Origin of the sequence: Flagellimonas sp. 389, assembly GCF_018449435.1 — a bacterium.
Lineage (GTDB): Bacteria > Bacteroidota > Bacteroidia > Flavobacteriales > Flavobacteriaceae > Flagellimonas.
The window spans coordinates 37,538-61,609 of sequence record NZ_JAHCMU010000004.1 but is presented as its reverse complement, the minus strand read 5'-3'; the positions used below and the strand labels follow the sequence as shown (position 1 = coordinate 61,609).

Below are 24,072 nucleotides of genomic sequence, written 5' to 3'. Positions count from 1 at the left end.
AAGGTTATTTCTTTAAACTCCCTCAGACTGAGTATTGCGTATCACGCGAAGTGCTAAAAACTTTTAGAGCCAAGAAACAAGATTTCCCATCTTGATTCTTGGCTCTTTTAGCAAAACGGTCTTGTCTCCGATACCTCTATAACTCTACCTAGAGGCAATCCATTTTGTTAGTTTCACCTAATCTTTCAATGGCGTTGGAATCTCCTTATCTCCCAAATGCTTGGCATAAAAGCCCATCATCGTCTTGTAAAGTTCTATCCTGTTCTCTTCTTTACCAAATCCGTGGCCTTCATCATACTTTACCATATAGGGTACATCAAAACCTTTACCCCTTAATGCACTCACAATTTGGTCAGATTCATCAATGTTCACCCTAGGATCGTTAGCTCCCTGAACCACAAACAAGGGCTTCTTGATTTTATTGATTTGATACACCGGCGATACTTCTTCCATTATTTTCTTTTCTTCGGGAATATCTTCATCATACCAAATTTCCTTGATGATTTTCAAATAGGGTTTCCAATATGGAGGTATGGTTTTCATAAATGTAAATATGTTGGAGACGCCAACGTAGTCTACCCCACAGGCATATAAATCTGGTGTCTTGGTCAAACCGCGCAGTACTGCATAACCTCCGTGGCTTCCGCCATATATAGCCGCTTTACCAGCATCTACCCAACCTTGGTCAATTACGTACTGTAGCCCATCTTCCACATCGTCCATAGCCTTTCTACCGATTTGCTTAAACCCAGATTCCAAAAATTCTTTGCCATAGCCACCGGAAATCCTAAAATTAACTTGAAGGGTAGCATATCCCCTACTTGCAAATAACTGCGCTTCTGGGTTAAAGCCCCAGGAGTCACGTATTCCTTGAGGACCACCATGGGGATTAACGATTACCGGTACCTTTTGACCTGCCAAAGCTGCTTTGGGCAATGTAATATACCCGTGTAAAGGAATGCCATCCCTACTCTTAAAAGTGATGGGGCGCATCTCGGACATATCTTCTTCCTTGAGCTGAGGCATTAAATTATAGAGAAACTTAAACTCATCTTTCTTCACATCGTAAGAATGGTATTCGCCATATAATTTATCACTTTGGATGAAAACCAAAAGATTGTTCTCATCATCTGTAGCATCTGCGATACTATACTGTTTCCCGGGAAATTTTTTGGTAATCTTATTATGGAGCTTGGTGTAGGAGTCACTAACGGGCACAATCTCCGTTTTTTCACCTTCAAATACGAAGTAATCCAATTCATAACCTCGTTTTTTGGACATATGCATATCCTGAACGTCATATTGATCGTTGGAAAAAACCTTTTTGAGTATTTTGCCCTCTTTTAAATCGTAAAGAACCACTTCGGCCTTATCGTTATCCAAATTGGAAATCATATAAGCATCGTTGGGATTTTCAGTGGTATAATTAAATTCCAGTATCCCAAATGTATCCTTCCAATTAAGGCTTTTAACGATCTTATACCCTCCATTACCATCTTCATAGTAAAGGTCCTGTTCCACACCATCCCTTATTTTGGTATATGCCTTTAGATTGCCATCTTTATCAAAATCATAGCCTGCTATGGGATTTTCAGGATCATCATTACTAAATAGCTGTTTTAGCTCTCCTGTTACCACATTGACCTTATAAGGTTCAAAAACTTGCGGATTGTTTTTGTTCATGGACACGATGATATGATCTTTATCCTCTTTAAGAAGCTCAGTAAACTGGGCTTGAATCCCATCGAACGGAGTTAAATCCTTTAAATCCGACCCGTCTAAATCTACAGCGTAAACGTGGTAGTTTTCGTCTCCGCCCTTGTCCATAATATAAGCCAAACGCTCATTGTTAAGCCAAGCATAACCCCTCACCAGTTCTTCTTTCTCCTCAATGGCCTTTTTTACTTCACCTGTTGAGATATTTTTGACCATCACATGCCTTTTTCCGTTTTCATCTTTTTCGCGATAGGACATGTACGTACCATCAGGGGAAAAACGGAAGGTTGAAGCCTTAGGCCTCGCAAAATAGTCTTCTACGGTATATCTGTAATCGCCCTTATCCAATGATGCCAATGCCAATAATTCTTCATCGGAACTTACCAATAAAGGATTTCCCGGAATAACTTTATCCTTTTTCTCTAGGTTCAAGGGAAGCTCCATACCGCCTTGATAGAATGTTCCTTTCATAGTAGTACCTTCGAGAGCACCTACATATTTGATTCCTGCTTGCTTAAAGACAATGGTTAATTGATTATCCTCAAACGAAGTTTCATCCATTGGAATACCCGTTGCACCTTGCGATGGACTATCCATGGTCGATGTTAAAGCCCCATTTTCCTCGGTTACATCAAAAACCAGAGGCATTTTGTTTCCTTGTACTTCCAAGGTTCCTTGCCAAGAACCTGAGATATCCTGTGCAGATGTTGTTATTCCCATTAGTAAAAAGAGGATAACCCCTCCAAGTTTAAAATCTAGTTTTGTTTCCATGTTGTTCAAATAAATTAATATGAGTAGTGATTGCCAAATGCGTTAATAGGACTATTTTTTAACATCCATGTTACATTCTTGAAGCGATAAATGTACAAGGGATAAATAATTAGATGAAGTATAATATGACAAACGGTAAATTAGCTTTGGCCAACGGAATTTACTTTTTTTCCGGCGGAAATTTTGAAAATACCTTATCCACTACCGCTCTAAGTTTCTTTTCGCGCACACTTGGAGATGCATTTTCCCGAAATCCGCTTTCGCTCGAAGCCTGCCAGAACAACGCATCCTTTTCGGCATCTACAAAATCAAACTGTATTGCCCGCTGAATTCCAGAATTCCCAACGGGTATGCCAATGGAAAGACCACCACCAACATTTCGTCCAGTTCCTCCAACACCCAAGCCTACATTATTATTTGGTGCATTTCTAAACTGGTTACTAAGTATGTTCACATAAAAGTCTGGCTCTTCGGCAAGAATGTATCCTTTTGAATGCAACGTGGAGTCCAATACCCGTAATAACCGCTTTTCATCCAAACCACTTAATCCAGAATCCATGTCAGAAAAATAATTATAACTGGTATAGTTAGAGAAATTTGTGGATTTATCGTAATCGTAATTGACCCGAACACTACTGCATGCCAAAAATACTGAGCAAAACAATAAAATGAAAAAAGGCTTTATACATTCAAGAGTCTTCATAAAATCAATATCAACAATTCCTTATTATCAATCTTCACCCTGATTTTATTTCAGGGTTACATCAAAATTATCGGCTTACTAATGTATGAGATGCTGAAACGAGTTCAGCATGACGTAAGAGCAGCCATTACAAAAACATAGACTGTTTGATATAAATTTAATCAATAATTAGGTTCGGATGAAATGGGAAAGGCCTTATTCGTTCAATAATTTCCAAAGGTCATCTTTCAGCTCTTGAATACCCTGTTGCGCTACTGATGAAATAAATCGATAATTAACATTCTTAAGGTCTTTGTCAAGCGCTACTTTCATTTCTTGCATGAGTTCGTCGTCCAGCATATCGCTTTTAGAAATGGCCACTATCCTTTCCTTATCTAGAAGCTCGGGATTATAGCGCCTTAACTCATCAAGTAAAATTTCATATTCTTTGGAGATATCGTTACTATCCGCCGGAATCAAAAAAAGTAAAGTTGCATTACGTTCAATATGACGCAAAAAGTAATGTCCCAATCCCTTTCCCTCGGCAGCCCCTTCAATGATTCCTGGAATATCGGCCATAACAAAACTTCTAAAATCACGGTATTCCACAATTCCTAAATTTGGTTTTAGGGTTGTGAATTCGTAATCTGCAATTTTTGGCTTTGCAGAGGTCATTACGGAAAGTAACGTTGATTTGCCAGCATTTGGAAAACCTACGAGCCCTACATCGGCCAAAACCTTTAATTCTAAGGTAATCTGAGCTTCTTCTCCGGGGATCCCTGGCTGCGCATATCGTGGCGTCTGATTGGTAGAACTTTTAAAATGCCAATTACCGCGACCTCCCATGCCACCTTTCGCCGCTATTTTTTCCTCACCGTTCTCGGTAATTTCAAAGAGAATTTCATTCGTTTCGGTATCTCTGACCACCGTACCCAAGGGCACCTCCATATACACATCTTTACCGTCTGCCCCAGTACTGCGGTTTTTACTTCCATGTTCCCCATGACCTGCTTTGAAGTGTTTTTTAAATTTGAATGTGACCAACGTCCAAAGATTGCTGTTGCCACGCACAATGACATGACCTCCACGACCACCATCACCACCATCTGGGCCGCCTTTGGTAATGTATTTCTCGCGATGTAGGTGCACGGAGCCTTTACCTCCGTTACCGGAAGCCACATACACTTTTACATAATCAACAAAATTACCTTCGGTCATAGCTAACTACCCTTCTTTCACTCCGCCGTAAATATGGGAGTTTTTTAATGTCAATTGGATTCTTGATTCGGCAATACCAACAAGCTAAAGCTTGTCGATTACTTGACTTAAACGTTCCGAAATCTCAGAAACCTCCCCTATCCCATTCACAGAATGAAACTTATCCTGCTTTTCATAATAATCCTTTAAGGGAGCTGTTTTTTGATTGTATTCATCAAATCGGTTACGTATTTTGCTTTCGTCTTGATCATCGGTACGTCCGCTTTGTTTGCCACGTTCCAACAAACGGGTTACCAGAATATCATCTTCGGCCTCCAGGGCGATAGTCGCGTTGATTTGCATATCCTTTGAGTCTAAAAAGTTGTCCAATGCCTCGGCTTGTGCCGTTGTCCTGGGAAAGCCATCAAATATAAACCCAGCAGCATCTGGATTTTTCTCAACTTCTTGTTTCAACATATCAATGGTCACTTCATCTGGCACCAAATCCCCATTATCCATGTAAGATTTTGCAAGTGTACCAAGTTCAGTTCCGTTTTTAATATTATACCTAAAAACATCCCCTGTAGAAATATGTTTTAGATTGTATTTTTCCTTTAAAACATCAGCTTGGGTTCCTTTTCCAGCTCCCGGCTTTCCAAAAAGCACTAGGTTGATCATAGTTGTTTGATTTAATTGATATACTGCTCTTAAATTTCTTCCTAATTCGTTATAATCCAATCCATATCCCACAATAAAAGTATCTGGAATTTCCATGCCCACATAATCAATGGTATACTCGCCATTGTAGATATCTGGCTTGTAAAACAATGAAGCAATTTTAAATTCTTTTGCGTTGGTTTGGGAAAATAGATGCACCAATTTTTTCAACGTTCTGCCCGTATCTATTACATCTTCCAGAATAATTATACTACGCCCTTCAATATCTTCCGGTACATCCAATAAAGTTTCCACAATTCCGGTCGAAGTCAAACCCTGATAAGAGCTTAATCGTACAAATGAAACCTGACACGGAAATTGATATGCCTTTAGAAAATCGGAAACAAACATGAAAGCCCCATTGAGCACACCCACAAAAATAGGGGTCTCATCCTTGTAATCCTCAGCTATTTCCGCTGCTACTTTTTCTACGGCAGCTAAAATTTGCTCCTCCCCTAAATAGGGCTTGAAAACCTTATCATGAAGTTTGATCAAATCGTCATTAATTTATCAGGTTGGCAAAGATAACACTTTTAAGAGCGCTTTGTCCTTTGGACTTGCATCGCTTCAAGGAATTCACGTATTTTTGTTTTCATTACAATTACAAATCAATGGACTTTTTCTCTTCCAATTTTAAACTCGGTATTTTAGGCGGTGGTCAATTGGGCAAAATGTTGTTGTACGAAACCCGAAAATGGGACATTCAGACCAAAGTAATGGATGCTTCCCTAGATGCACCTTGCCGAATAGCATGTGATGAATTTGTACAGGGAAGCCTAATGGATTTTGATGCTGTTTATCATTTTGGGAAAACTGTTGACCTATTGACCATCGAAATCGAAAATGTTAATGTGGCTGCATTGGAAAAACTGGAGCATGAAGGCGTAAAAGTATATCCCCCCACAAAAACTTTACGAACTATTCAAAATAAAGCGACACAAAAATTATTCTACACGGATAACAGCATCCCAACTTCTCCGTTTACTCGATTTGCATACACTTCAGAAATCGAGGACAGTATTTCCAATGGCGGGCTTCAGTTTCCCTTTGTATGGAAAAGCGCTCAATTCGGATATGATGGACAAGGTGTTAAAGTAGTGCGTTCGGCAAATGATTTGGAAGGATTGCCCAACGTGGAATGCATTGCCGAAGAAATGGTCGATTTTAAAAACGAGTTGGCCGTTATTGTTGCACGAAATAGTAAAGGAATCGTAAAAACCTATCCTGTAGTTGAAATGGAATTTCATCCTGAGGCCAATCAGGTAGAATATGTAATTTGTCCTGCCAGGATTGAGGCATCGGTTGCTAAAAAAGCTATAGAAGTTGCTTTAAGGGTATCTGAAAAATTAGAACATGTTGGATTGCTTGCCGTAGAATTGTTCCAAACCAAAGACGATGAAATTTTAGTAAACGAAGTTGCGCCAAGACCCCATAACAGTGGGCATTATAGTATTGAAGGGAGCTACACCAATCAATTTGAGCAACACATTAGAGCCATCTTGGGATTACCTTTAGGTAAAACGGAAAGTAAAGTAGCTGGGGTCATGGTAAATCTTGTAGGTGCAGAAGGACATACTGGAGATGTCGTCTATGAAAATATAGACTCCATTCTCAAAATGGACGGGGTCACTCCCCATGTGTACGGAAAAAAACAAACACGGCCATTTCGGAAAATGGGACATGTAACCATTGTGGACGAGGATATGGATAAAGCAAGAGCCACCGCTCAAAAAGTGAAAGAATCAATTAAAGTTATAAGTAAATAAAACTGTTATATGCCCAAATATTTAATACTATACCTACTAATTCTATTTAATAAAGCTTACGGACAAGAAATTATTTTTTCTTCTGAACTTGAGCATAATCCAAATAATGTTTTCAACAGTCCTAATAGTTTTTTAAGTACTAATGTCAAAGTATCAGATTTAAAAAATTATTTGATCATTGACTATACAAGGAATAATTACAGCCACAGCTTCATAATTGATGAGAACTTTAACACTTTAAAAGTTCAATTTAAAAAAAATAGAAATGAAGAATTTAGACATTTCATAGAGAGCTTCGGAGCAAAAGAAAATCATTGGTTGGTTTATAAGGGATTTGATGATAATAAATTTCTCTTCAGTAATAGTAGTGACAAACAACAGGAGAAAATTATCAAATTTGATAAAAGCAGGTTTATCGGTGCATTCATCAATTCTAGTATATTTTATCAATTAGGTTACAATAAAAAAGAAAATGAATTGATTTTGAATATGGTAGATACTAATTTAAACATAACGACAAGAAAATTTAGCCTTGCGCTTTTGTTTAAAAATTTTGACATAAAAACTAGATCTTCCATTAAAAAGATTTTTCTCAATGAGAAATTTGATGAAATCAGCTATCAACAAGTCAATACAGTCAAGGAAATTTCTCGTAAAAACAAATTTTACATTCTTGACAACAAGTTGATAGTTACATTAAATCCAAAGAAAGATGAAAATCATTTGAATTTCAGTGTATTAAAGATAGATTTAAAAGAATTTAAATACATATCGGATAATTATAAAATTGATTTACCCAAATCTGATGATAGATTTAAATCTTTTAAAAAATCTTGTTCTTATTTGCAAGACAATACGTTATTTGCCATAGTAGGATTTAAAGACAATTTTTTATTGTCGATTATTGATACCGATGCAAAAAAGAGCATTCTTAAAGAATGGTTTGTAAACGACGCTGTAAACGACAAAAAAGTATCACAAAAAAAAATAAATTCAATCCTCAAGTTAAGTAGGGTTGGGTTGAAAATTAATAAGTTGAATAGCGTGTATTATTTAACTTTAGGAGGTTACGAAGAAAGCAGTGGTTTTAGAAATAGTATAGGAGGTTCTATGGGCAGTGCTTTAAATTCAATCTATTCCTACGAAATAGCGAAATCCATAAGGCTTGTTTTAGACATAAATTTTTCTGTGAAAGACAGTGAAATGGAATACCATCCTTTTGAAAAAATTGAAGCTTTTCGAAAAAAATCTTTTTTCAATCAAAGTCGAATTCTTGGAAAAAAATTTAGTGATCCAAATAAAGACCTACCAAAAGGGGAAATCCAATTTAAATTTCAGAATAAATATTTCTATGCTTATTTTGACAAAAAGACGAATCTTTATACCATAAGAAAATTTAATTAATATGAGCAAAGTAGCCGTAATCATGGGAAGCACAAGCGACCTTCCCGTAATGCAAGATGCCATTGAAATTTTAAAGGGTTTTGACATTGAAGTGGATGTCGACATTGTTTCTGCGCACCGTACCCCGGAAAAACTATTCGATTTTGGCAAAAATGCTCATAAAAATGGATATTCGGTTATTATAGCTGGTGCAGGTGGTGCAGCGCATCTACCTGGCATGGTAGCTTCTTTATCGCCTTTGCCCGTAATAGGTGTACCCGTAAAAAGCAGTAATTCCATTGATGGTTGGGATTCGATACTTTCCATTCTTCAAATGCCAGGCGGAGTCCCTGTTGCCACAGTGGCTCTTAACGGAGGCAAAAATGCGGGTATTCTTGCAGCACAGATCATCGGAGCTTCGGACAAATGTGTGTTGGACAAAATTGAACTCTACAAACAAGGTCTAAAAGAAAAAGTAATCAAAGGAGCTGAGGAAGTACGAGGTACGAAGTAAGTGGTCAGGAGTCAGGAGTCAGGAGTCAGTAAAAGTATATCTTTTAATTATTACATAATCCAATGAATAAAATCGAACAAAAAATCTGAAAATCCATTAATCCAGTTTACAAATTTTCTCAATACTAAATTCTAATATCTCACATCTAATTCATGGATAATCCCCTTCTTCAACCGTTTGATCAAGCTCCTTTTGAGCAGCTAAAGAACGAACATTTTAAACCCGCTTTCTTACAGGCAATCGGAGATGCAAAAAAAGAAATTGATGAAATTGCAAAGAACCCAGAACCGCCCACTTTTAAAAACACCTTGGAAGCTTTGGATTTTTCAGGCAAGCAGCTGGATAGAATTTCCAGCGTTTTCTTCAATCTGAATTCTGCTGAAACCAATGATGAAATTCAAAAGATTGCGCAAGAAGTCTCTCCACTATTATCTGAGTTCGGTAATGATATCACGCTGAATGAGGAACTTTTCGAACGAATTAAATCAGTCTACGAACAAAAAAATTCCTTGAATCTTTCCATAGAACAGCAAACCTTGTTGGAGAAAAGGTATAAAAGCTTCAGTCGTAATGGCGCGAACCTTGGTGATGATGCTAAAAAAAGGCTTCGGAAAATCGATGCCGAATTATCAAAACTGAAATTAAAGTTTGGAGAAAACGTTCTCGCAGAAACCAATAAATTCGAATTGCTCCTTACAGATGAGAAAGATTTAAGTGGCCTCCCTAACGGAGCCAAAGAAGCAGCGGCGCAACTTGCAAAATCCAAGAATAAAGAGGGTTGGCTCATAACATTGGACTACCCTAGCTATATTCCTTTTATGAAATACGCTGACAACAGGGAACTGCGCAAGAAACTTTCGCTCGCTTTCGGTAGTAAAGGATTTCACAATGATGAGCTAGATAACCAAGAGAACACATTAAAAATTGCCACACTAAGGCACGAGAGAGCCAACCTCCTAGGGTACCAAACCCACGCACATTTTGTTCTCGAAGAACGCATGGCGGAAACACCAGAAAAGGTACATGAATTTTTAACAGAGCTTTTGGAGAAAGCAAAACCAGCCGCCGAAAAAGAATTTGCAGCATTAGAGGGTTTTGCAATAGAACTTGATGGCATTTCACAATTGGAAAAATGGGACAGCGCCTATTATTCAGAAAAATTGAAACAAAAACTGTTCAATTTGAATGATGAAAAACTAAAGCCCTATTTTAAGTTAGAAAATGTAATCGATGGGGTTTTCAAAGTTGCCGAAAAACTGTTTGACCTCAACTTCAAAGAAGTTTCAGGTATTGAAAAATACCACGAGGATGTAAAAACATATGAAGTTTACGATAGTTCTAAAAATCTGGTTTCACTGTTTTATGCCGATTTTCACCCAAGACCCGGAAAACGGGGCGGAGCTTGGATGACTTCGTACAAGCCGCAATATACCTTAGATGGTAAAAATAGTAGACCCCATATTTCCAACGTCTGTAATTTCACCAAGCCCACTACCTCAAAACCATCGCTACTAACGTTTAACGAGGTGACTACGCTTTTCCATGAGTTCGGGCATGCGTTGCATGGAATGTTGGCAAATACCACTTATCCAAGTCTTTCGGGGACATCAGTTTATTGGGACTTTGTAGAACTCCCAAGTCAAGTGCTGGAAAACTGGTGCTATGAAAAGGAAGCTTTGGAACTATTTGCATTCCATTACGAAACAGGGGAACTGATTCCCATGGATTTGGTCGAAAAGATAAAGGAATCCGCAACGTTTCAGGAAGGGATGGCAACGCTCCGTCAATTAAGTTTTGGCCTTTTGGATATGGCATGGCATGGAACCGACCCATCAAACATTACGAATGTGAAAGCTTACGAGTCCAAAGCTTTTGAAGGTACCGACCTCTTCCCCAATACGCCAGAAACCTGTATGAGCACATCATTTTCCCATATTTTCCAAGGCGGTTATTCCTCTGGCTACTATAGTTATAAATGGGCAGAGGTTTTAGATGCCGATGCATTTGCTTATTTTAAGGAAAATGGAATTTTCAACAAGAAAATTGCAACCAAATTCAAGGAACATGTTCTTTCCAAAGGTGGCACCGAAAACCCTATGACGCTCTACAAACGTTTTAGAGGGGCAGAGCCCAAAATAGAATCTTTATTGGAACGAGCAGGACTTATTCAAAAAGTGAGTTGATTTTTATACTTTCAATAATTTTTGAAATTACAAAAATATTCTTATCTTTGCTATATGGAATATCAAGAGGCAAAAGATAAGTTTATAAGTACCTGGGGAAGCTTGGGTACGCTTTGGGGCATAAATAAAGCCATGGCCCAGATACAAGCCTTACTTTTTATTTCCACCAAACCATTGACTACTGAAGAAATTATGGAGGAACTTCAAATTTCAAGAGGGAATACTAGCATGAACGTTCGCCAATTAATCGATTGGGGCATTGTGACCAAAGAGTTAAAGGCAGGAGAACGTAAAGAATATTTTTCCACCGAAAAAGATGTACAAGAATTGGCTAGGGTAATCGCCAAAGAACGTAGCAGACGAGAAATAAAACCCGTAATCAAGACTTTGGAGGAAATAAGTTCAATAACCGACGATGGCACCGAAAAAACAAAAGAGTTGATTAAACAAACAAAAGCTTTACACGATTTAGCCAAAACTGCTGACAACCTTTTGGATAAGGCAGTGAATCATAAACAAAATTGGATGAGCAATACGTTACTCAAATTATTAAAATAATTTTTTTTGAATTTTAATTTCAATATTTTCTGAAACTTTTAAAATACTGATTATGAAATATAATGTTCCAAATTGGCTTATCATTTTAGGTGGGATTGGTCAAATCTTTACCGCGCTGATCTATCCCTATATAAGGCACAAAGTTTTTGATTGGTACAATGATGTAAAACAGCTAAAACCCTTAAATCAGGAAATTGCAAAAACCTATGGCCGATACATTCAAGGTCTCAACTTTTCTTTTGGCTGTATTGCCATTCTTTTGACCACCGATCTACAAAACGGAACCCGATTGGCAATGGCCCTAACTGGATTGATTGGAGCTTATTGGATAGGGAAAGTTGCCACCCAAATAGCGTATTACCCCATGTACACCATTCCACAACAACCTATATTCAAGTTTGGCAGTTACTTTATGAACACCCTGTTCACGCTATTCGCAGTGGTCTTTGCCTGGTTGTTCGTCAACAATTGCTTACAATATTTCAACAGTTAAAAATTCCGTTATGAAAGATCTCACCCTAGAAAAACAATACTACGCTACTGAAAACAATCCAAAAATAGAAGTGGATATTATCGACTTCTATAACGAAGCAACGGAAGATTATGAATTCTGGAGCAAGGATTTCAATATGCATTTTGGGTATTTCAATCTTTTTAAAACCAACCCATTAAAACGGGATGAAATGCTGAATGAGATGAACAAACAAGTTCTAGGTCGATTGAATATAGGTAAAAGCAAAAGCCTATTGGCAGATTTAGGTTGTGGGATGGGCGGCAGTATGAGATACGCATTGAAAAGGAATAAAAACCTTTCCGCAATTGGCATTACCTTATCCGAATTCCAAGTAAATGAAGGCAATAAACTTTTAAAGGATTTGAACGCAGTTATTTTAAAGGAAAACTACAATAGGACTTCTTTGGTCTCTAACTCTTGTGATGGTGCCATCGCTATAGAAAGCTTCTGTCATTCAGGACATGATAAAGCTTCATTTGCCGAAGCCTATCGAATTTTAAAACCCAATTCGAAACTAGTAATTGCCGATGCATTTCTGAAAAAAGATGCAGAACAACTTTGTTATGGCAGTTCCATGGCATACAACAAACTCTGCGATCATTGGAGTCTTGAAAAATTGGGAGCTATTAAAAACGTAGTCAACGATTTAAAGAAGGTAGGGTTTAAAAACGTAGCAGTAGAAGATATCTCATTTAGAGTTGCTCCTTCCGTACTTCATGTTCCCTTTGCCATAGTTGGTTTTATGTTCAAAAAACTTTGGAGGAACAGAACGTTAAAAAAAGAAAGTTTGCATAATCTTAAGGGATCGTTCTATGCTTTGCTATCTGGCTTGCACATGAAAAGTTTTGGGTATTATTTGATTACCTGTACTAAATAGATAATTTAAAAATAGTTGGGGATTTCATATTACGTATCAGTTTATGGTCCTTAAAATCATAACAAAAAGCCAAATTCCAAGTTCATGAACATTTTGTGATACTTTTTAAAGTCGTTTGCAGTGTACAAAGCATGAAATCATTAATTAAAATCTAGTACTTTTGGTACTTCTTAAAAGATATGGCAGCAAACGAACTTAAACCAGATACTTGGATTGACCTTTATGCAGATTATCTCTTCAACTATGCAGTAGCAAGAGTTAGCGATGCGGAAATTGCGAAGGATTTAGTTCAAGAAACATTTTTCGCAGGACTCAATTCGGCAAAAAACTATAAAGGTGACGCAGCCGAACGAACATGGTTAATCGCAATTTTAAAAAGAAAAGTTATTGACCATTACAGAAAAATAAATTCTAAAAAAGGAAAGGCAGAAGTTCGTGTAAATTATAATGCCAGTACAGATTCTGAAGGAGATTGGCTGGAAGAACAGGTTGCAGACCCATTTAGCAAGGAAGGTGACAGTGCAATGGAAAACGAAGAGCTGGGTGTTGCCATTCAGGAATGTATTTCAAAATTACCCAAAAAACAGTCTTTGGTTTTTAGCATGAAAACTATTCAGGGAATGAGCACCGAAGATATTTGTAATGAATTGGGAATTAATCCGTCCAACTTGTGGGTGATGATCCATAGAGCACGTACAGCACTTATGGGCTGCCTGAATCAAAATTGGTTTTAGTTATGAAGATTTCGTGCGAGCAGGCCTCGAACATATGTAATAAGTCACAATATAAAGAAGCTAGTTTTTGGGAAATACAAAAACTGAAGCTTCATATTTTAATGTGCAAGACATGCGCAAAATTTACCAAAAACAATACTGCATTGACTTCGCTTTGCGATAAAGCGGGCCTTAATGTGCTTTCAGAAAATGATAAAGAGGAAATGCGCAAAAAACTGAAAGAACATCTTTAGAAAATCCTGTTCAAAATTAGATTTGAGCAAAACCAAATGACTGGTATACCCTCTACCCAAAATGAAGCAAAGTATTTATGCTTCGTTTTATCTTTTACAGTAAAAATTCCAATTAAAATAACAGCTACCAAAAGACTGGATAAAACTTCTTTTTTGGTTAAATCGTCTTTTAAAAAACCTATTGCAAAAAAAACGAAAATCAATAGAAGCCCTAATACTTTTGTTTTTACTACACCTAGTACTTGGGGCAGTGTCCTCAAACTTTTATCATCCCAGTTCATATCCCGTATCTCAAAAGGCAGAATAAGTATAAGTACAAGAACAAACCTTTGAACCAAATACAGCCAAATATCATCCGTTAGGGTCAGTTTGGCATCCAAAGCGGGTAACAAAACAGTGAACCCAGCCCATACCAAAGCCACAATATAAATTTTAAAGCCACCGAGGCTCCGTAGATTTTTTGCCTTGGGCAAAAGCGGGACAGCATAAAGTGTAGAAATCAAACCTAAAATAGCGGTTGCTATCCATATCTCTTTTTTTAAATGCAACAAAAAATAAACTGCCAATGGAAAGCTTATGAAGCTGAGAATCTGGATATTTCTTTGATAGCTATTGGATACGATCAAGTATTTTTCCGCCTCCACCCCATATTTAACAAAATTATAGCACACTATAGTACCGCAGAAAACAAACCCGCTTAAGTAAAGATTTGATGAAATGTTTAACATTTGGTTCGTTACACCTGCTAAAGAAACCACAGCTAATGCCACATGGATACTGGCGTCCAAATAAAAATCAAATAAGTTCTTTAACAATTTCATTAAACATAATTATTACTCTTGGAAAAAAGGTTGATTTCTGGTTGACAACTTTGAATCCACTGTTATCAAAAATGCCCATTTTCATTGAATTAATCCCTAATTTTGTGGACTTTATTAAACTAGCAATGAATACAGAAGTATTTGCCCATAGGCACATTGGCATTTCAGAAAAAGACCTTCAGCACATATTTAAGACCATTGGGGTCGAAAACATGGAGCAATTGATTTCTGAAACTATTCCAGATGATATTAGACTAAAAGAACCACTGAAACTCCCAGAAGGGATAAGTGAACATGAATTCCTTTCCCATATTCAACAGCTATCAGAAAAAAATAAGGTTTTCAAAACCTATATCGGATTGGGATATCATGAGAGTCTAACGCCATCTGTTATCAAAAGAAACATTCTGGAAAACCCAGGTTGGTATACCGCTTATACTCCGTATCAGGCCGAGATTGCCCAAGGCCGATTGGAAGCCTTATTAAACTTTCAGACCATGGTATGCGATTTAACGGGAATGGCATTGGCAAATGCTTCGCTCTTAGATGAAAGTACTGCTGCAGCGGAAGCCATGACCATGCTCTTCGATGTTCGTTCAAGGCAACAAAAGAAAGATCGTGCACTTAAATTCTTTGTTTCCGAAGAAGTGATGCCTCAAACCTTAAGTTTGCTTCAAACACGATCTACTCCACTTGGAATCGAATTGATAATAGGCAACCATGAAGAATTTGATTTTTCCGAAGGATTTTATGGTGCTTTGCTACAATATCCGGGTAAACACGGACAAGTACATGATTATGCAGACTTTGTGCAAAAGGCAAAAGTAAATGATATTAAAGTTGCCGTTGCCGCAGATATTCTCAGCTTGGTTTTATTGACACCTCCTGGTGAGTGGGGTGTGGACGTTGTGGTAGGCACTACGCAACGCTTTGGAATTCCTTTAGGATATGGTGGACCACATGCAGCGTTCTTCGCCACTAAAGAAGCCTACAAAAGAAGTATCCCTGGAAGAATTATAGGCGTTACAAAAGATACCGATGGAAACCGTGCCCTGCGAATGGCATTGCAGACCAGGGAGCAGCACATTAAAAGAGATAAAGCGACTTCCAATATTTGCACCGCTCAGGTCTTATTGGCCGTGATGGCGGGAATGTACTCAGTTTACCATGGACCGGATGGACTAAAATTCATCGCCAACAAAGTGCACAATACAACAAAGCTTCTTTCCAAAGAACTCGAAGCACTAGGATTACAGCAAACGAACACTGCTTTTTTTGATACGATCAAAATAAAAGTTTCGGATTCAAAAAAACTGAAGACTATTACTGAAGAGAATAGTATAAATCTCAACTATATCGATGCTGAAACAGTTTCCATTTCGCTGAACGAAGCTGTTTCCCAAAATGACCTTCAGCTTTTAATTTCTTGTTTTGCCGAATCTGAAAATACGGAACAGGAAAATTCTTCTGCTGATAGTTCAGACGTAATTCCAAGTTCTTTGCAAAGAAAAGCTCCATTTTTGGAGCACGAAGTCTTCAACTCCTATCATTCCGAAACAGAATTGATGCGTTACATCAAAAAATTGGAACGAAAAGATTTGGCATTGAACCATTCCATGATTTCTTTGGGCAGCTGTACCATGAAACTCAATGCAGCATCGGAAATGCTTCCGTTGAGCTGGGCAAATTGGGGTAATATCCATCCTTTTGTACCGCTTGATCAGGCGGAAGGATATCAAGTAGTTCTAAATGAACTTGAAAAGCAATTGAATATTATCACAGGATTTGCAGCTACATCATTACAACCAAACTCGGGAGCCCAGGGCGAATACGCTGGATTGATGACGATTAGGGCGTATCATGAATCCCGTGGAGAAGGACACCGAAACATTTGTATCATTCCTGCCTCTGCTCATGGAACCAACCCTGCATCGGCCGTAATGGCGGGAATGAAAGTGGTCGTTACAAAAACAGATGAAAAAGGAAATATAGATGTTGCCGATTTAGAAGAAAAAGTACAATCGCATGCTGAAAATCTTGCTGCTTTGATGGTGACATATCCGTCCACACATGGTGTATTTGAATCTTCAATCATTCATATAACCAACCTAATCCATCAAAACGGCGGTCAAGTGTATATGGACGGTGCCAATATGAACGCACAGGTCGGCCTTACCAATCCAGCCGTTATCGGTGCCGATGTATGCCATTTAAACCTACATAAAACCTTTGCCATACCGCATGGCGGAGGCGGGCCCGGTGTAGGACCAATATGCGTAGCCGAACAATTAAAACCTTTTCTTCCCACAAACCCTGTGATTGAAACAGGAGGAGATCAAGCAATAACCGCAATATCCGCAGCACCATGGGGAAGCGCCCTTGCCTGTTTAATATCTTACGGGTACATTATAATGCTTGGGACAACAGGACTGACAAAGTCCACAGAAATTGCGATTCTGAACGCCAACTATATTAAAGAAAAGCTCAAAGGGAAATTTGATGTTTTATATGCAGGGGAAAAAGGAAGAGCTGCCCATGAGATGATTATAGATTGTAGACCCTTTAAAGTAAACGGTGTAGAAGTAACAGATATCGCTAAGCGTCTTATGGACTACGGTTTTCATGCTCCTACTGTATCCTTCCCCGTTGCAGGAACCATGATGATAGAACCTACGGAAAGTGAGAGTCTTTCTGAATTGGATAGGTTTTGCGATGCAATGATAGCAATTCGAGAAGAGATTGATGAGGTAAGCACGGAAGATTATAACAACGTGCTTAAAAATGCACCGCATACCTTAGAAATGGTAACTAACGATAATTGGGATTATCCTTATAGTAGGCAAAAAGCGGCTTTTCCATTGGCTTATGTTCACGAAAATAAGTTTTGGCCAACAATCAGAAGGACCGATGAAGCGTTTGGGGATCGTAATTTAATCTGTACTTGCACACCTATTGAAGCATATGCCGAAGCATAGCCCAACCACTATAAAACCTATAAAAGCTCTTGATTTTCTTGGTAAATTGAGAGCTTTTATATTTTACCATTTAAAAGAATTACGCTTGAACATCGTAAGCATTATTATGCATGCATAATAAACTCATATACTGTGATTAACTTTACGTTTAAAACCTCAACATGAAAATTGGCATCACCGGCACCGGAAGTTATATTCCATCTGTTATCACAAAAAATGAAGACTTTTTAGACCATGAATTTCTAGGAAGTGATGGAGCAACTTTTGGAGATAACAACCCTGTCATCATTGAAAAATTTAAATCCATCACAGGAATTGCAGAACGGCGTTATGCGCAAGCTGAGCTAAAAACTTCGGATTTAGGGTATTTGGCAGCAGAAAAAGCTATTGAAGATGCGGGAATAGAGAAAGAATCGCTGGACTATATCATCTTTGCCCACAATTTTGGTGATTTGACACCGGGAAAAATTCAAGGGGATACACTGCCAAGCTTGGCCACTAGAGTAAAGCACCTACTAAAAATTAAAAATCCTAAATGTGTTGCTTACGATATGATTTTTGGGTGTCCTGGCTGGATCGAAGGAGTCATACAAGCCAACGCATTTATCAAAAGTGGTTTGGCAAAAAAATGCCTTGTTATCGGTGGCGAAACACTTTCCAGAGTAATAGATGAATACGACCGTGATAGCATGATTTTTTCAGATGGCGCTGGCGCTACTGTTATAGAAGGTGATTCGACGGCCGGTGAAATTTTGGGCCATACCTCGGCTACATACGCCAATGAGGAAGCATATTATCTGTTTTTCGATAAAACATATGCCAGTAAAGGGTGTTCAGATACGAGATATATAAAAATGCACGGGCGAAAAATTTATGAGTTCGCCTGTACCCATGTCCCAAAAGCTATGGCAACTTGCTTGGATGAAAGCGGAGTATCCATTGATAAGGTCAAAAAAGTCTTTATCCACCAAGCCAATGAAAAAATGGACGAAGCCATTATAAAAAGGTTTTATAAAATTTACGGTAAGAAAGCTCCAGAAGATATTATGCCCATGAGCATCCATAAACTGGGCAACAGCTCTGTCGCAACAATCCCCACACTCTTTGATTTGGTGCGAAAAGGAGAACTGGACCAACATGAAGTAAAAAAGGGAGATGTTGTTATCTTTGCAAGCGTTGGCGCTGGTATGAACATCAACGCCATTGTTTACAGATATTAGATGTACGAAAACAACTTTCCCAACAAACGTTATAAGCATACATTAGCCTTTTTACAAAAGCATATTGATACTTCGGAATCTATTTTGGATTTGGGAGTTGAAAATCCATTTTCAGAAATCATGAAATCCAAAGGATACCATGTGCAAAATACTGGTGGAGAAGATTTGGATGTAAATTATGAAACCGTTGTCGATTCTGATGCAGAGGTGGTTACCGCTTTTGAGATTTTTGAGCATTTAGTTGCGCCCTTCAACGTTTTAAAAGAAACAAAGGCAAAAAAATTGGTGGCGAGCATACCCATGCGACTATGGTTTTCATCTGCATACCGAAGTAAGACAGACCCCTGGGACCGACATTACCACGAATTTGAGGATTGGCAGTTTGATTGGCTTTTGGAAAAAGCAGGATGGACTATAAAAGATACGGCCAAATGGACAAATCCCACAAAAAAATTAGGTTTTCGTCCCTTGTTACGACTTTTTACTCCAAGATACTACATTGTCTATGCAGAGCGTGAATAACTCATGAATTGTTTGAAAGCATTAAATCATTAGCATATCTCTATAGTTTTTTGGAATTTTAGCGTATGCGAATAAGCATTATCATTCCTGCCCATAACGAAGAGGCCTATCTTAAAGAATGTCTAAATTCGTTTGTCATACAAACCCATTTGCCAGATGAGATTATCATTGTGGATGACAATTCCAGTGATAAAACCTTTTCTATTGCTTTAGATTATGCCAAAAAATATGATTTCATCAAAGTTTTGCAACGTAAATCCATAGATGAGCATGTACCTGGAAAAAAAGTAGTGGACACCTTCAACTTTGGTTTGCGACATGCTTCAAATTATGATTTAGTAGGAAAGTTTGATGCCGATATTATCCTTCCGTCCAATTATTTTGAGGCCATGTTAAATCATTTCCAAAGCAACTGGAAGTTAGGAATGTGTTCCGGATTACTTTACATAAAAAAGGGAGAAGAATGGGTTTATGAAAATATCGCGGATAGAAACCATATTCGCGGTCCAATTAAACTCTATCATAAAGCTTGCTTCAATAAGATCAGTGGATTGCGTCCCGGAGTTGGTTGGGATACCGTAGATGTGCTCTTGGCAAAGTACCATGATTTTGAAACAAAAACTGACCCTGGGCTAAAAGTGAAGCACCTTCGTCCTACGGGACATGGTTATAGTTCCAAAAATTATAAAATCAAAGGTCGGGCTTTATACAAAATGCGCTACGGAATCCTGCTCACGAAAATAGCTGCGCTTAAAATGGCCTGGCAGGCAAAAAACCCAAATCTTTTCTTGCAAATGCTTATAGGTTACTTCAAAGCGGTCATCCGTCAATTGCCTAGGTATGTTACTAAAGAAGAAGGTATCTTTATTAGAAAATATAGATGGAAAGGTATTTGGTCAAAACTATCTTAAAACATTTTTGAGAAACAACTTTAAGATAAACGTTTTATTTTCCAGTTATTTTATCTTATGGGAATTTGAGGTTTCGCCTTATTTTTATCTCTTAATTGATACATTTTTACATTTTTATATAATTGATTATCAATTGTTTAACTCAAAACAGACATTCATCAATTCAAACTATAACACATCACATTTGCAGACTATTTTAAAGCAAAACTATATGCTTTTGTGATGAATGAATTACGGGATATCATAAACATTTTTTTAAATAGGATTTAAAAAAATCACTCTCAGGTTTTTGTCTTTTTGATTATTGTAAGCCAATTACAAGTGTAGATTCCTGGTGAAAGTTATTTTGACAATACAGAATCATAGCAGGAAACAGTGATAAAATCGACGCCTTCCAAGTTGAATGCAATCAAAACATAAGAGATGATTTCATTCAAATCAATCCAATACCTCCGCTATTGGTGTACCGGTTGTTCCATTTGGGAAAGCAATACCCAATAAAGTTGCAATTGTTGGTGCAATATCCGGAATCTCGGTCCTGTTGGCAGTGCTTCCTTTCTTTATTCCGTTGCCATAGAGCAGCAAAGGCACATGTGTGTCGTAAATCATTGGAGTACCATGGGAAGAACCAGTTCTTCCATAAGATGCGAATCCTGGTGGCAGCACAAATAATACGTCACCAGACCTTTTTTGGTTCCATCCATTTTGCAAAATATAGGGCAAACCAGAAGTATACGCATTATTCCACATTTGATAACCTGTAAATACTTTCTCTATGTTGTCATAAGCAAGCATTTCACCAGCAATTTCCTCCTCTACATCATCTAAGTCCATATCAAGGTTTGCTATTACTTTTTTGTCCAGAAAAACTTGAGAGTTACTTATCCCTTTGACAATGTCCGTAGTTCCATATTTATACTTCAAAAACTCATCAAACTTTTTTTTGTTATCATCAAGGTCCAGATATCCTGCAGGGATTTTTTGATCTTTTAAATAAGTTGGGACATTTACGGCTCCGTGATCTGCAGTTAAAAATACAGTATACTCACCCTTGCCGACTTTCTCGTCCAAAGCGACAAGGATTCGTTCTAGATCCAAATCCAATCGCAAGTAAGTATCTTGGATTTCTTTAGAATTGACCCCAAATTTATGCCCAATGTAGTCCGTGCTTGAAAAACTAATTGCTAGAAAATCCGTAACAGCATCTATACCTAAGTTCTCTTTCTCTAAAGCTTCCAATGCAAAATCTGCAGTTATACTATTTCCATAGGGAGTATATTTCAAAATTTCAAAATCCTTGTTCTTATCCAATAAATTTGGGGTGCTATGCGGAAAAGTAGGTGTCTCTTCATCCTCAAATAAACCTTCATAGTTATTTTTATCACTGCCGCTTTCTTTGTAAGTAGCGATATCCTTTAATGTTGTCCATGCCTTTTTGTATTCCTTTACTTTACCAGATGCATTAAAATCCATAACCCATTTAGGAAGTGCTGGCATATAATAGGAACTACTGATCCATTTGCCTTCATTTTCACCTTCGAACCAATAGGCTGCGTTGGCCATATGACCACCGGGCAGAACCGCCCCTCTATCTTTGAGCGCTATAGCTATTACCTTACCCTTCTTCTGCGTATGTAAGCGCAACTGATCTGTAATTGTAGTGGTTAGCATATTGTTTGGTGACATTTTCCCAGCATTTGAGGTTGTTCCTATAGAATTGTAATTATCATCGCCTGCGCAATATAAAGACCTGTCCCCTACCTTATCATACCAATTGTTGCCAATGATTCCATGAACGGCTGGCGTTGTTCCAGTGTAAACAGATGCATGCCCAGGACCCGTACTCGTTGGGGCATAGTTAAAATGATGGTTTTTACAGTTAAATCCATCATTTACCAAACGCTTAAAGCCACCTTCACCATAATGATTCCAAAAACGCGTTAAATAATCATATCGCATTTGGTCCACAACGATACCCACCACTAGTTTTGGTGATTGTGCAATTTGAACAGGTTCTTCCTCAACAATTGTATTCCTTCTTTTGCGTTGGGCCATAGTACAAACAGATACGGAAAGAGTAACCAAAACAAGTAAAAATGTATATTTCTTCATGGAAAAGATTTGTTTATAAATGGGTACAAAACTATTCAATAAAACCTTTTAAATTTTAAATCAAGGTTAAATGCACGGCAATATTCTTATTTTTATGCCCGCAAGTCTACTTTTAGCACATGAATTATCTTGAAGCGATTGGAAAATACTTCATTATGGCATGGGAGGTTTTTAAAAAGCCTACCAAGTGGTCAATTATGAGGTCCCTTATTTTAAAAGAAATCGATGAGTTAATTTTTGGCTCTTTGGGCATTATTATCTTCATAGCATTTTTTATAGGGGGAGTCGTTACCATACAAACTGCTTTGAATCTCAATAATCCATTTCTACCTAAAAGCTTGATTGGTTTTGCTGCCAGACAATCAGTCATACTAGAATTTGCACCTACATTTACCTCAATAATCATGGCAGGAAAAGTTGGTTCTTATATTACGTCCAGTATTGGGACCATGAGGGTTACCGAGCAGATAGACGCTCTGGAGGTCATGGGGATAAACTCTTTGAATTATTTAGTATTCCCAAAAATCATAGCCATGTTCATGTATCCTTTTGCGGTTGCGATTGCCATGTTCATAGGGGTTCTAGGAGGTTGGATTGCCGCAGTTTTTGGTGGCTATGCGCCAAGCGGTGAATTTATAAAAGGTTTACAAATGGATTTTGAATCATTCCATGTAACCTATGCGTTCATAAAAACCTTGGTATTTGCTTATGTGATTGCTACCGTACCCTCCTATCATGGATTTTATATGAAAGGTGGTGCCTTAGAAGTTGGCAAGGCCAGTACTACTTCTTTTGTATGGACCAGTGTTGTTATCATTATCCTCAACTACATTCTTACCCAATTAATGCTAGGCTAATGATAAAGGTGGAAAACATACATAAATCGTTTGGAGACGCGCACGTTTTAAAGGGCATAAGCGCAACTTTTGATAGCGGGAAGACCAATTTGATCATAGGGCAAAGCGGATCGGGGAAAACCGTTTTTTTAAAGTGTCTTTTAGGGCTTTTTGAACCCGAACAAGGCAACATCAACTATAATGAACGTATGTACTCCAGTCTGTCAACGGCAGAAAAAAGAGATTTACGTCAAGAAATGGGAATGGTTTTTCAAGGAAGTGCCCTTTTTGATTCTATGACGGTCGAGGACAATGTGATGTTTCCCTTGAACATGTTCACAAAGCAATCAAGAGCGGAAAAGCAAGAACGGGTGGATTTTGTACTTCACCGTGTCAATCTTGTGGACGCCCATAAAAAATATCCTTCAGAAATTTCTGGTGGAATGCAAAAAAGAGTTGCTATTGCGAGAGCAATAGTCATGAATCCTAGTTATTTGTTCTGTGATGAACCTAATTCCGGCCTAGACCCAAAAACGGCAATTTTAATAGACACTCTTATTCAAGAAATTACCAAGGAATATAACATTACTACTGTAATTAACACCCATGACATGAACTCGGTTATGGAAATTGGCGAGAAAATCATTTTTCTGAAGGACGGACTTAAAGAATGGGAGGGCACCAACAAAGAAATCTTTAAAACTGATAATACTGCTGTTACTGATTTTGTATACTCATCGGAGCTTTTCAAAAAAGTACGTCAAATGTATATTGAGGAAAGAAACTGATAGCAATCCGCCACATTTCAGATTGATAGGATTCCGGCACAA

The 24,072-nt window shown here is 37.9% G+C and carries 21 protein-coding genes; 15 read left to right on the top strand and 6 right to left on the bottom strand.

Annotated features, from left to right (window positions below; genetic code table 11):
• Positions 1-177: 177 nt before the first annotated feature.
• The 4 genes from KIM67_RS04745 to KIM67_RS04730 form a co-directional block, all read right to left on the bottom strand.
• Positions 178-2,487: a S9 family peptidase gene (locus KIM67_RS04745; RefSeq protein WP_213830217.1), complete on the bottom strand. Its 2,310-nt coding sequence runs from the start codon at positions 2,485-2,487 to the stop codon at positions 178-180.
• A gap of 160 nt (positions 2,488-2,647) precedes the next feature.
• Complete coding sequence (locus tag KIM67_RS04740; RefSeq protein WP_213830216.1) at positions 2,648-3,190, bottom strand: DUF4136 domain-containing protein; 543 nt, start codon at positions 3,188-3,190, stop codon at positions 2,648-2,650.
• 195 nt (positions 3,191-3,385) lie between these two features.
• Entirely contained in the window at positions 3,386-4,387 is a 1,002-nt protein-coding gene (gene obgE / locus KIM67_RS04735) for a GTPase ObgE (protein WP_213830215.1), read from the bottom strand.
• Between the two features lie 84 nt (positions 4,388-4,471).
• Positions 4,472-5,578: an adenylate kinase gene (locus KIM67_RS04730; RefSeq protein ID WP_213830214.1), complete on the bottom strand. Its 1,107-nt coding sequence runs from the start codon at positions 5,576-5,578 to the stop codon at positions 4,472-4,474.
• A 116-nt stretch (positions 5,579-5,694) separates the two neighbouring features.
• Here KIM67_RS04730 and KIM67_RS04725 point away from each other — a divergent pair, with 116 nt between their 5' ends.
• The 9 genes from KIM67_RS04725 (at position 5,695) to KIM67_RS04685 (ending at position 13,845) form a co-directional block, all read left to right on the top strand.
• Positions 5,695-6,849 carry a 5-(carboxyamino)imidazole ribonucleotide synthase gene (locus KIM67_RS04725; RefSeq protein ID WP_213830213.1) on the top strand — a complete coding sequence of 385 codons (1,155 nt, stop codon included), beginning with the start codon at positions 5,695-5,697 and terminating at the stop codon, positions 6,847-6,849.
• A gap of 9 nt (positions 6,850-6,858) precedes the next feature.
• The gene (locus tag KIM67_RS04720) at positions 6,859-8,253 is read left to right on the top strand and encodes a hypothetical protein (protein WP_213830212.1); all 1,395 of its coding nucleotides are present in this window, start codon (positions 6,859-6,861) and stop codon (positions 8,251-8,253) included.
• A gap of 1 nt (position 8,254) precedes the next feature.
• Positions 8,255-8,746, top strand: coding sequence for a 5-(carboxyamino)imidazole ribonucleotide mutase (gene purE, locus KIM67_RS04715; protein WP_213830211.1), 492 nt, complete (start codon positions 8,255-8,257; stop codon positions 8,744-8,746).
• A gap of 152 nt (positions 8,747-8,898) precedes the next feature.
• The gene (locus KIM67_RS04710) at positions 8,899-10,929 is read left to right on the top strand and encodes a M3 family metallopeptidase (RefSeq protein ID WP_213830210.1); all 2,031 of its coding nucleotides are present in this window, start codon (positions 8,899-8,901) and stop codon (positions 10,927-10,929) included.
• A 54-nt stretch (positions 10,930-10,983) separates the two neighbouring features.
• Positions 10,984-11,487 carry a GbsR/MarR family transcriptional regulator gene (locus KIM67_RS04705; RefSeq protein WP_213830209.1) on the top strand — a complete coding sequence of 168 codons (504 nt, stop codon included), beginning with the start codon at positions 10,984-10,986 and terminating at the stop codon, positions 11,485-11,487.
• A gap of 52 nt (positions 11,488-11,539) precedes the next feature.
• A complete protein-coding gene (locus KIM67_RS04700) occupies positions 11,540-11,980 on the top strand; it encodes a hypothetical protein (RefSeq protein WP_213830208.1) in 441 nt (146 codons plus the stop codon).
• A 10-nt stretch (positions 11,981-11,990) separates the two neighbouring features.
• The gene (locus KIM67_RS04695; protein WP_213830207.1) at positions 11,991-12,878 is read left to right on the top strand and encodes a cyclopropane-fatty-acyl-phospholipid synthase family protein; all 888 of its coding nucleotides are present in this window, start codon (positions 11,991-11,993) and stop codon (positions 12,876-12,878) included.
• 179 nt (positions 12,879-13,057) lie between these two features.
• Positions 13,058-13,612: a sigma-70 family RNA polymerase sigma factor gene (locus KIM67_RS04690; RefSeq protein WP_163417976.1), complete on the top strand. Its 555-nt coding sequence runs from the start codon at positions 13,058-13,060 to the stop codon at positions 13,610-13,612.
• Positions 13,613-13,614: 2 nt separating this feature from the next.
• On the top strand, positions 13,615-13,845 hold the full coding sequence (locus tag KIM67_RS04685) for a hypothetical protein (protein WP_213830206.1): 231 nt from the start codon (positions 13,615-13,617) through the stop codon (positions 13,843-13,845).
• Here KIM67_RS04685 and KIM67_RS04680 read toward each other — a convergent pair.
• Positions 13,842-14,666: a hypothetical protein gene (locus KIM67_RS04680; protein WP_213830205.1), complete on the bottom strand. Its 825-nt coding sequence runs from the start codon at positions 14,664-14,666 to the stop codon at positions 13,842-13,844. The genes KIM67_RS04685 and KIM67_RS04680 overlap by 4 nt on opposite strands.
• Positions 14,667-14,791: 125 nt before the next feature.
• On the opposite strand from KIM67_RS04680, the gene gcvP reads away from it, so the two are divergent.
• The 4 genes from gcvP to KIM67_RS04660 all read left to right on the top strand — a co-directional run bounded on the left by gcvP (position 14,792) and on the right by KIM67_RS04660 (position 20,294).
• Complete coding sequence (gene gcvP / locus KIM67_RS04675; RefSeq protein ID WP_213830204.1) at positions 14,792-17,641, top strand: aminomethyl-transferring glycine dehydrogenase; 2,850 nt, start codon at positions 14,792-14,794, stop codon at positions 17,639-17,641.
• 161 nt (positions 17,642-17,802) lie between these two features.
• Entirely contained in the window at positions 17,803-18,861 is a 1,059-nt protein-coding gene (locus KIM67_RS04670; protein ID WP_213830203.1) for a 3-oxoacyl-ACP synthase III family protein, read from the top strand.
• On the top strand, positions 18,862-19,383 hold the full coding sequence (locus KIM67_RS04665; protein WP_213830202.1) for a methyltransferase: 522 nt from the start codon (positions 18,862-18,864) through the stop codon (positions 19,381-19,383).
• A 65-nt stretch (positions 19,384-19,448) separates the two neighbouring features.
• Positions 19,449-20,294 carry a glycosyltransferase family 2 protein gene (locus KIM67_RS04660; protein WP_213830201.1) on the top strand — a complete coding sequence of 282 codons (846 nt, stop codon included), beginning with the start codon at positions 19,449-19,451 and terminating at the stop codon, positions 20,292-20,294.
• A gap of 438 nt (positions 20,295-20,732) precedes the next feature.
• Here KIM67_RS04660 and pafA read toward each other — a convergent pair whose 3' ends face one another.
• Positions 20,733-22,406: an alkaline phosphatase PafA gene (pafA, locus tag KIM67_RS04655; RefSeq protein ID WP_213830200.1), complete on the bottom strand. Its 1,674-nt coding sequence runs from the start codon at positions 22,404-22,406 to the stop codon at positions 20,733-20,735.
• A gap of 119 nt (positions 22,407-22,525) precedes the next feature.
• Here pafA and KIM67_RS04650 point away from each other — a divergent pair, with 119 nt between their 5' ends.
• On the top strand, positions 22,526-23,263 hold the full coding sequence (locus KIM67_RS04650) for an ABC transporter permease (protein ID WP_213830199.1): 738 nt from the start codon (positions 22,526-22,528) through the stop codon (positions 23,261-23,263).
• The gene (locus KIM67_RS04645; RefSeq protein ID WP_213830198.1) at positions 23,263-24,030 is read left to right on the top strand and encodes an ABC transporter ATP-binding protein; all 768 of its coding nucleotides are present in this window, start codon (positions 23,263-23,265) and stop codon (positions 24,028-24,030) included. Before KIM67_RS04650 ends, KIM67_RS04645 begins: the two co-directional genes overlap by 1 nt.
• Positions 24,031-24,072: the final 42 nt, after the last annotated feature.

What these genes read in the sequence shown, in the direction of transcription:
- KIM67_RS04685 (WP_213830206.1), top strand. Translation starts at nt 13,615, where the DNA reads ATGAAGATTTCGTGCGAGCAGGCCTCGAACATATGTAATAAGTCACAA.
- gcvP (WP_213830204.1), top strand. Translation starts at nt 14,792, where the DNA reads ATGAATACAGAAGTATTTGCCCATAGGCACATTGGCATTTCAGAAAAA.
- KIM67_RS04645 (WP_213830198.1), top strand. Translation starts at nt 23,263, where the DNA reads ATGATAAAGGTGGAAAACATACATAAATCGTTTGGAGACGCGCACGTT.
- KIM67_RS04690 (WP_163417976.1), top strand. Translation starts at nt 13,058, where the DNA reads ATGGCAGCAAACGAACTTAAACCAGATACTTGGATTGACCTTTATGCA.
- pafA (WP_213830200.1), bottom strand. Translation starts at nt 22,406, where the DNA reads ATGAAGAAATATACATTTTTACTTGTTTTGGTTACTCTTTCCGTATCT.
- purE (WP_213830211.1), top strand. Translation starts at nt 8,255, where the DNA reads ATGAGCAAAGTAGCCGTAATCATGGGAAGCACAAGCGACCTTCCCGTA.
- KIM67_RS04650 (WP_213830199.1), top strand. Translation starts at nt 22,526, where the DNA reads ATGAATTATCTTGAAGCGATTGGAAAATACTTCATTATGGCATGGGAG.
- KIM67_RS04720 (WP_213830212.1), top strand. Translation starts at nt 6,859, where the DNA reads ATGCCCAAATATTTAATACTATACCTACTAATTCTATTTAATAAAGCT.
- KIM67_RS04700 (WP_213830208.1), top strand. Translation starts at nt 11,540, where the DNA reads ATGAAATATAATGTTCCAAATTGGCTTATCATTTTAGGTGGGATTGGT.
- KIM67_RS04740 (WP_213830216.1), bottom strand. Translation starts at nt 3,190, where the DNA reads ATGAAGACTCTTGAATGTATAAAGCCTTTTTTCATTTTATTGTTTTGC.
- KIM67_RS04695 (WP_213830207.1), top strand. Translation starts at nt 11,991, where the DNA reads ATGAAAGATCTCACCCTAGAAAAACAATACTACGCTACTGAAAACAAT.
- obgE (WP_213830215.1), bottom strand. Translation starts at nt 4,387, where the DNA reads ATGACCGAAGGTAATTTTGTTGATTATGTAAAAGTGTATGTGGCTTCC.
- KIM67_RS04705 (WP_213830209.1), top strand. Translation starts at nt 10,984, where the DNA reads ATGGAATATCAAGAGGCAAAAGATAAGTTTATAAGTACCTGGGGAAGC.
- KIM67_RS04670 (WP_213830203.1), top strand. Translation starts at nt 17,803, where the DNA reads ATGAAAATTGGCATCACCGGCACCGGAAGTTATATTCCATCTGTTATC.
- KIM67_RS04745 (WP_213830217.1), bottom strand. Translation starts at nt 2,487, where the DNA reads ATGGAAACAAAACTAGATTTTAAACTTGGAGGGGTTATCCTCTTTTTA.
- KIM67_RS04665 (WP_213830202.1), top strand. Translation starts at nt 18,862, where the DNA reads ATGTACGAAAACAACTTTCCCAACAAACGTTATAAGCATACATTAGCC.
- KIM67_RS04660 (WP_213830201.1), top strand. Translation starts at nt 19,449, where the DNA reads ATGCGAATAAGCATTATCATTCCTGCCCATAACGAAGAGGCCTATCTT.
- KIM67_RS04680 (WP_213830205.1), bottom strand. Translation starts at nt 14,666, where the DNA reads ATGAAATTGTTAAAGAACTTATTTGATTTTTATTTGGACGCCAGTATC.
- KIM67_RS04725 (WP_213830213.1), top strand. Translation starts at nt 5,695, where the DNA reads ATGGACTTTTTCTCTTCCAATTTTAAACTCGGTATTTTAGGCGGTGGT.
- KIM67_RS04710 (WP_213830210.1), top strand. Translation starts at nt 8,899, where the DNA reads ATGGATAATCCCCTTCTTCAACCGTTTGATCAAGCTCCTTTTGAGCAG.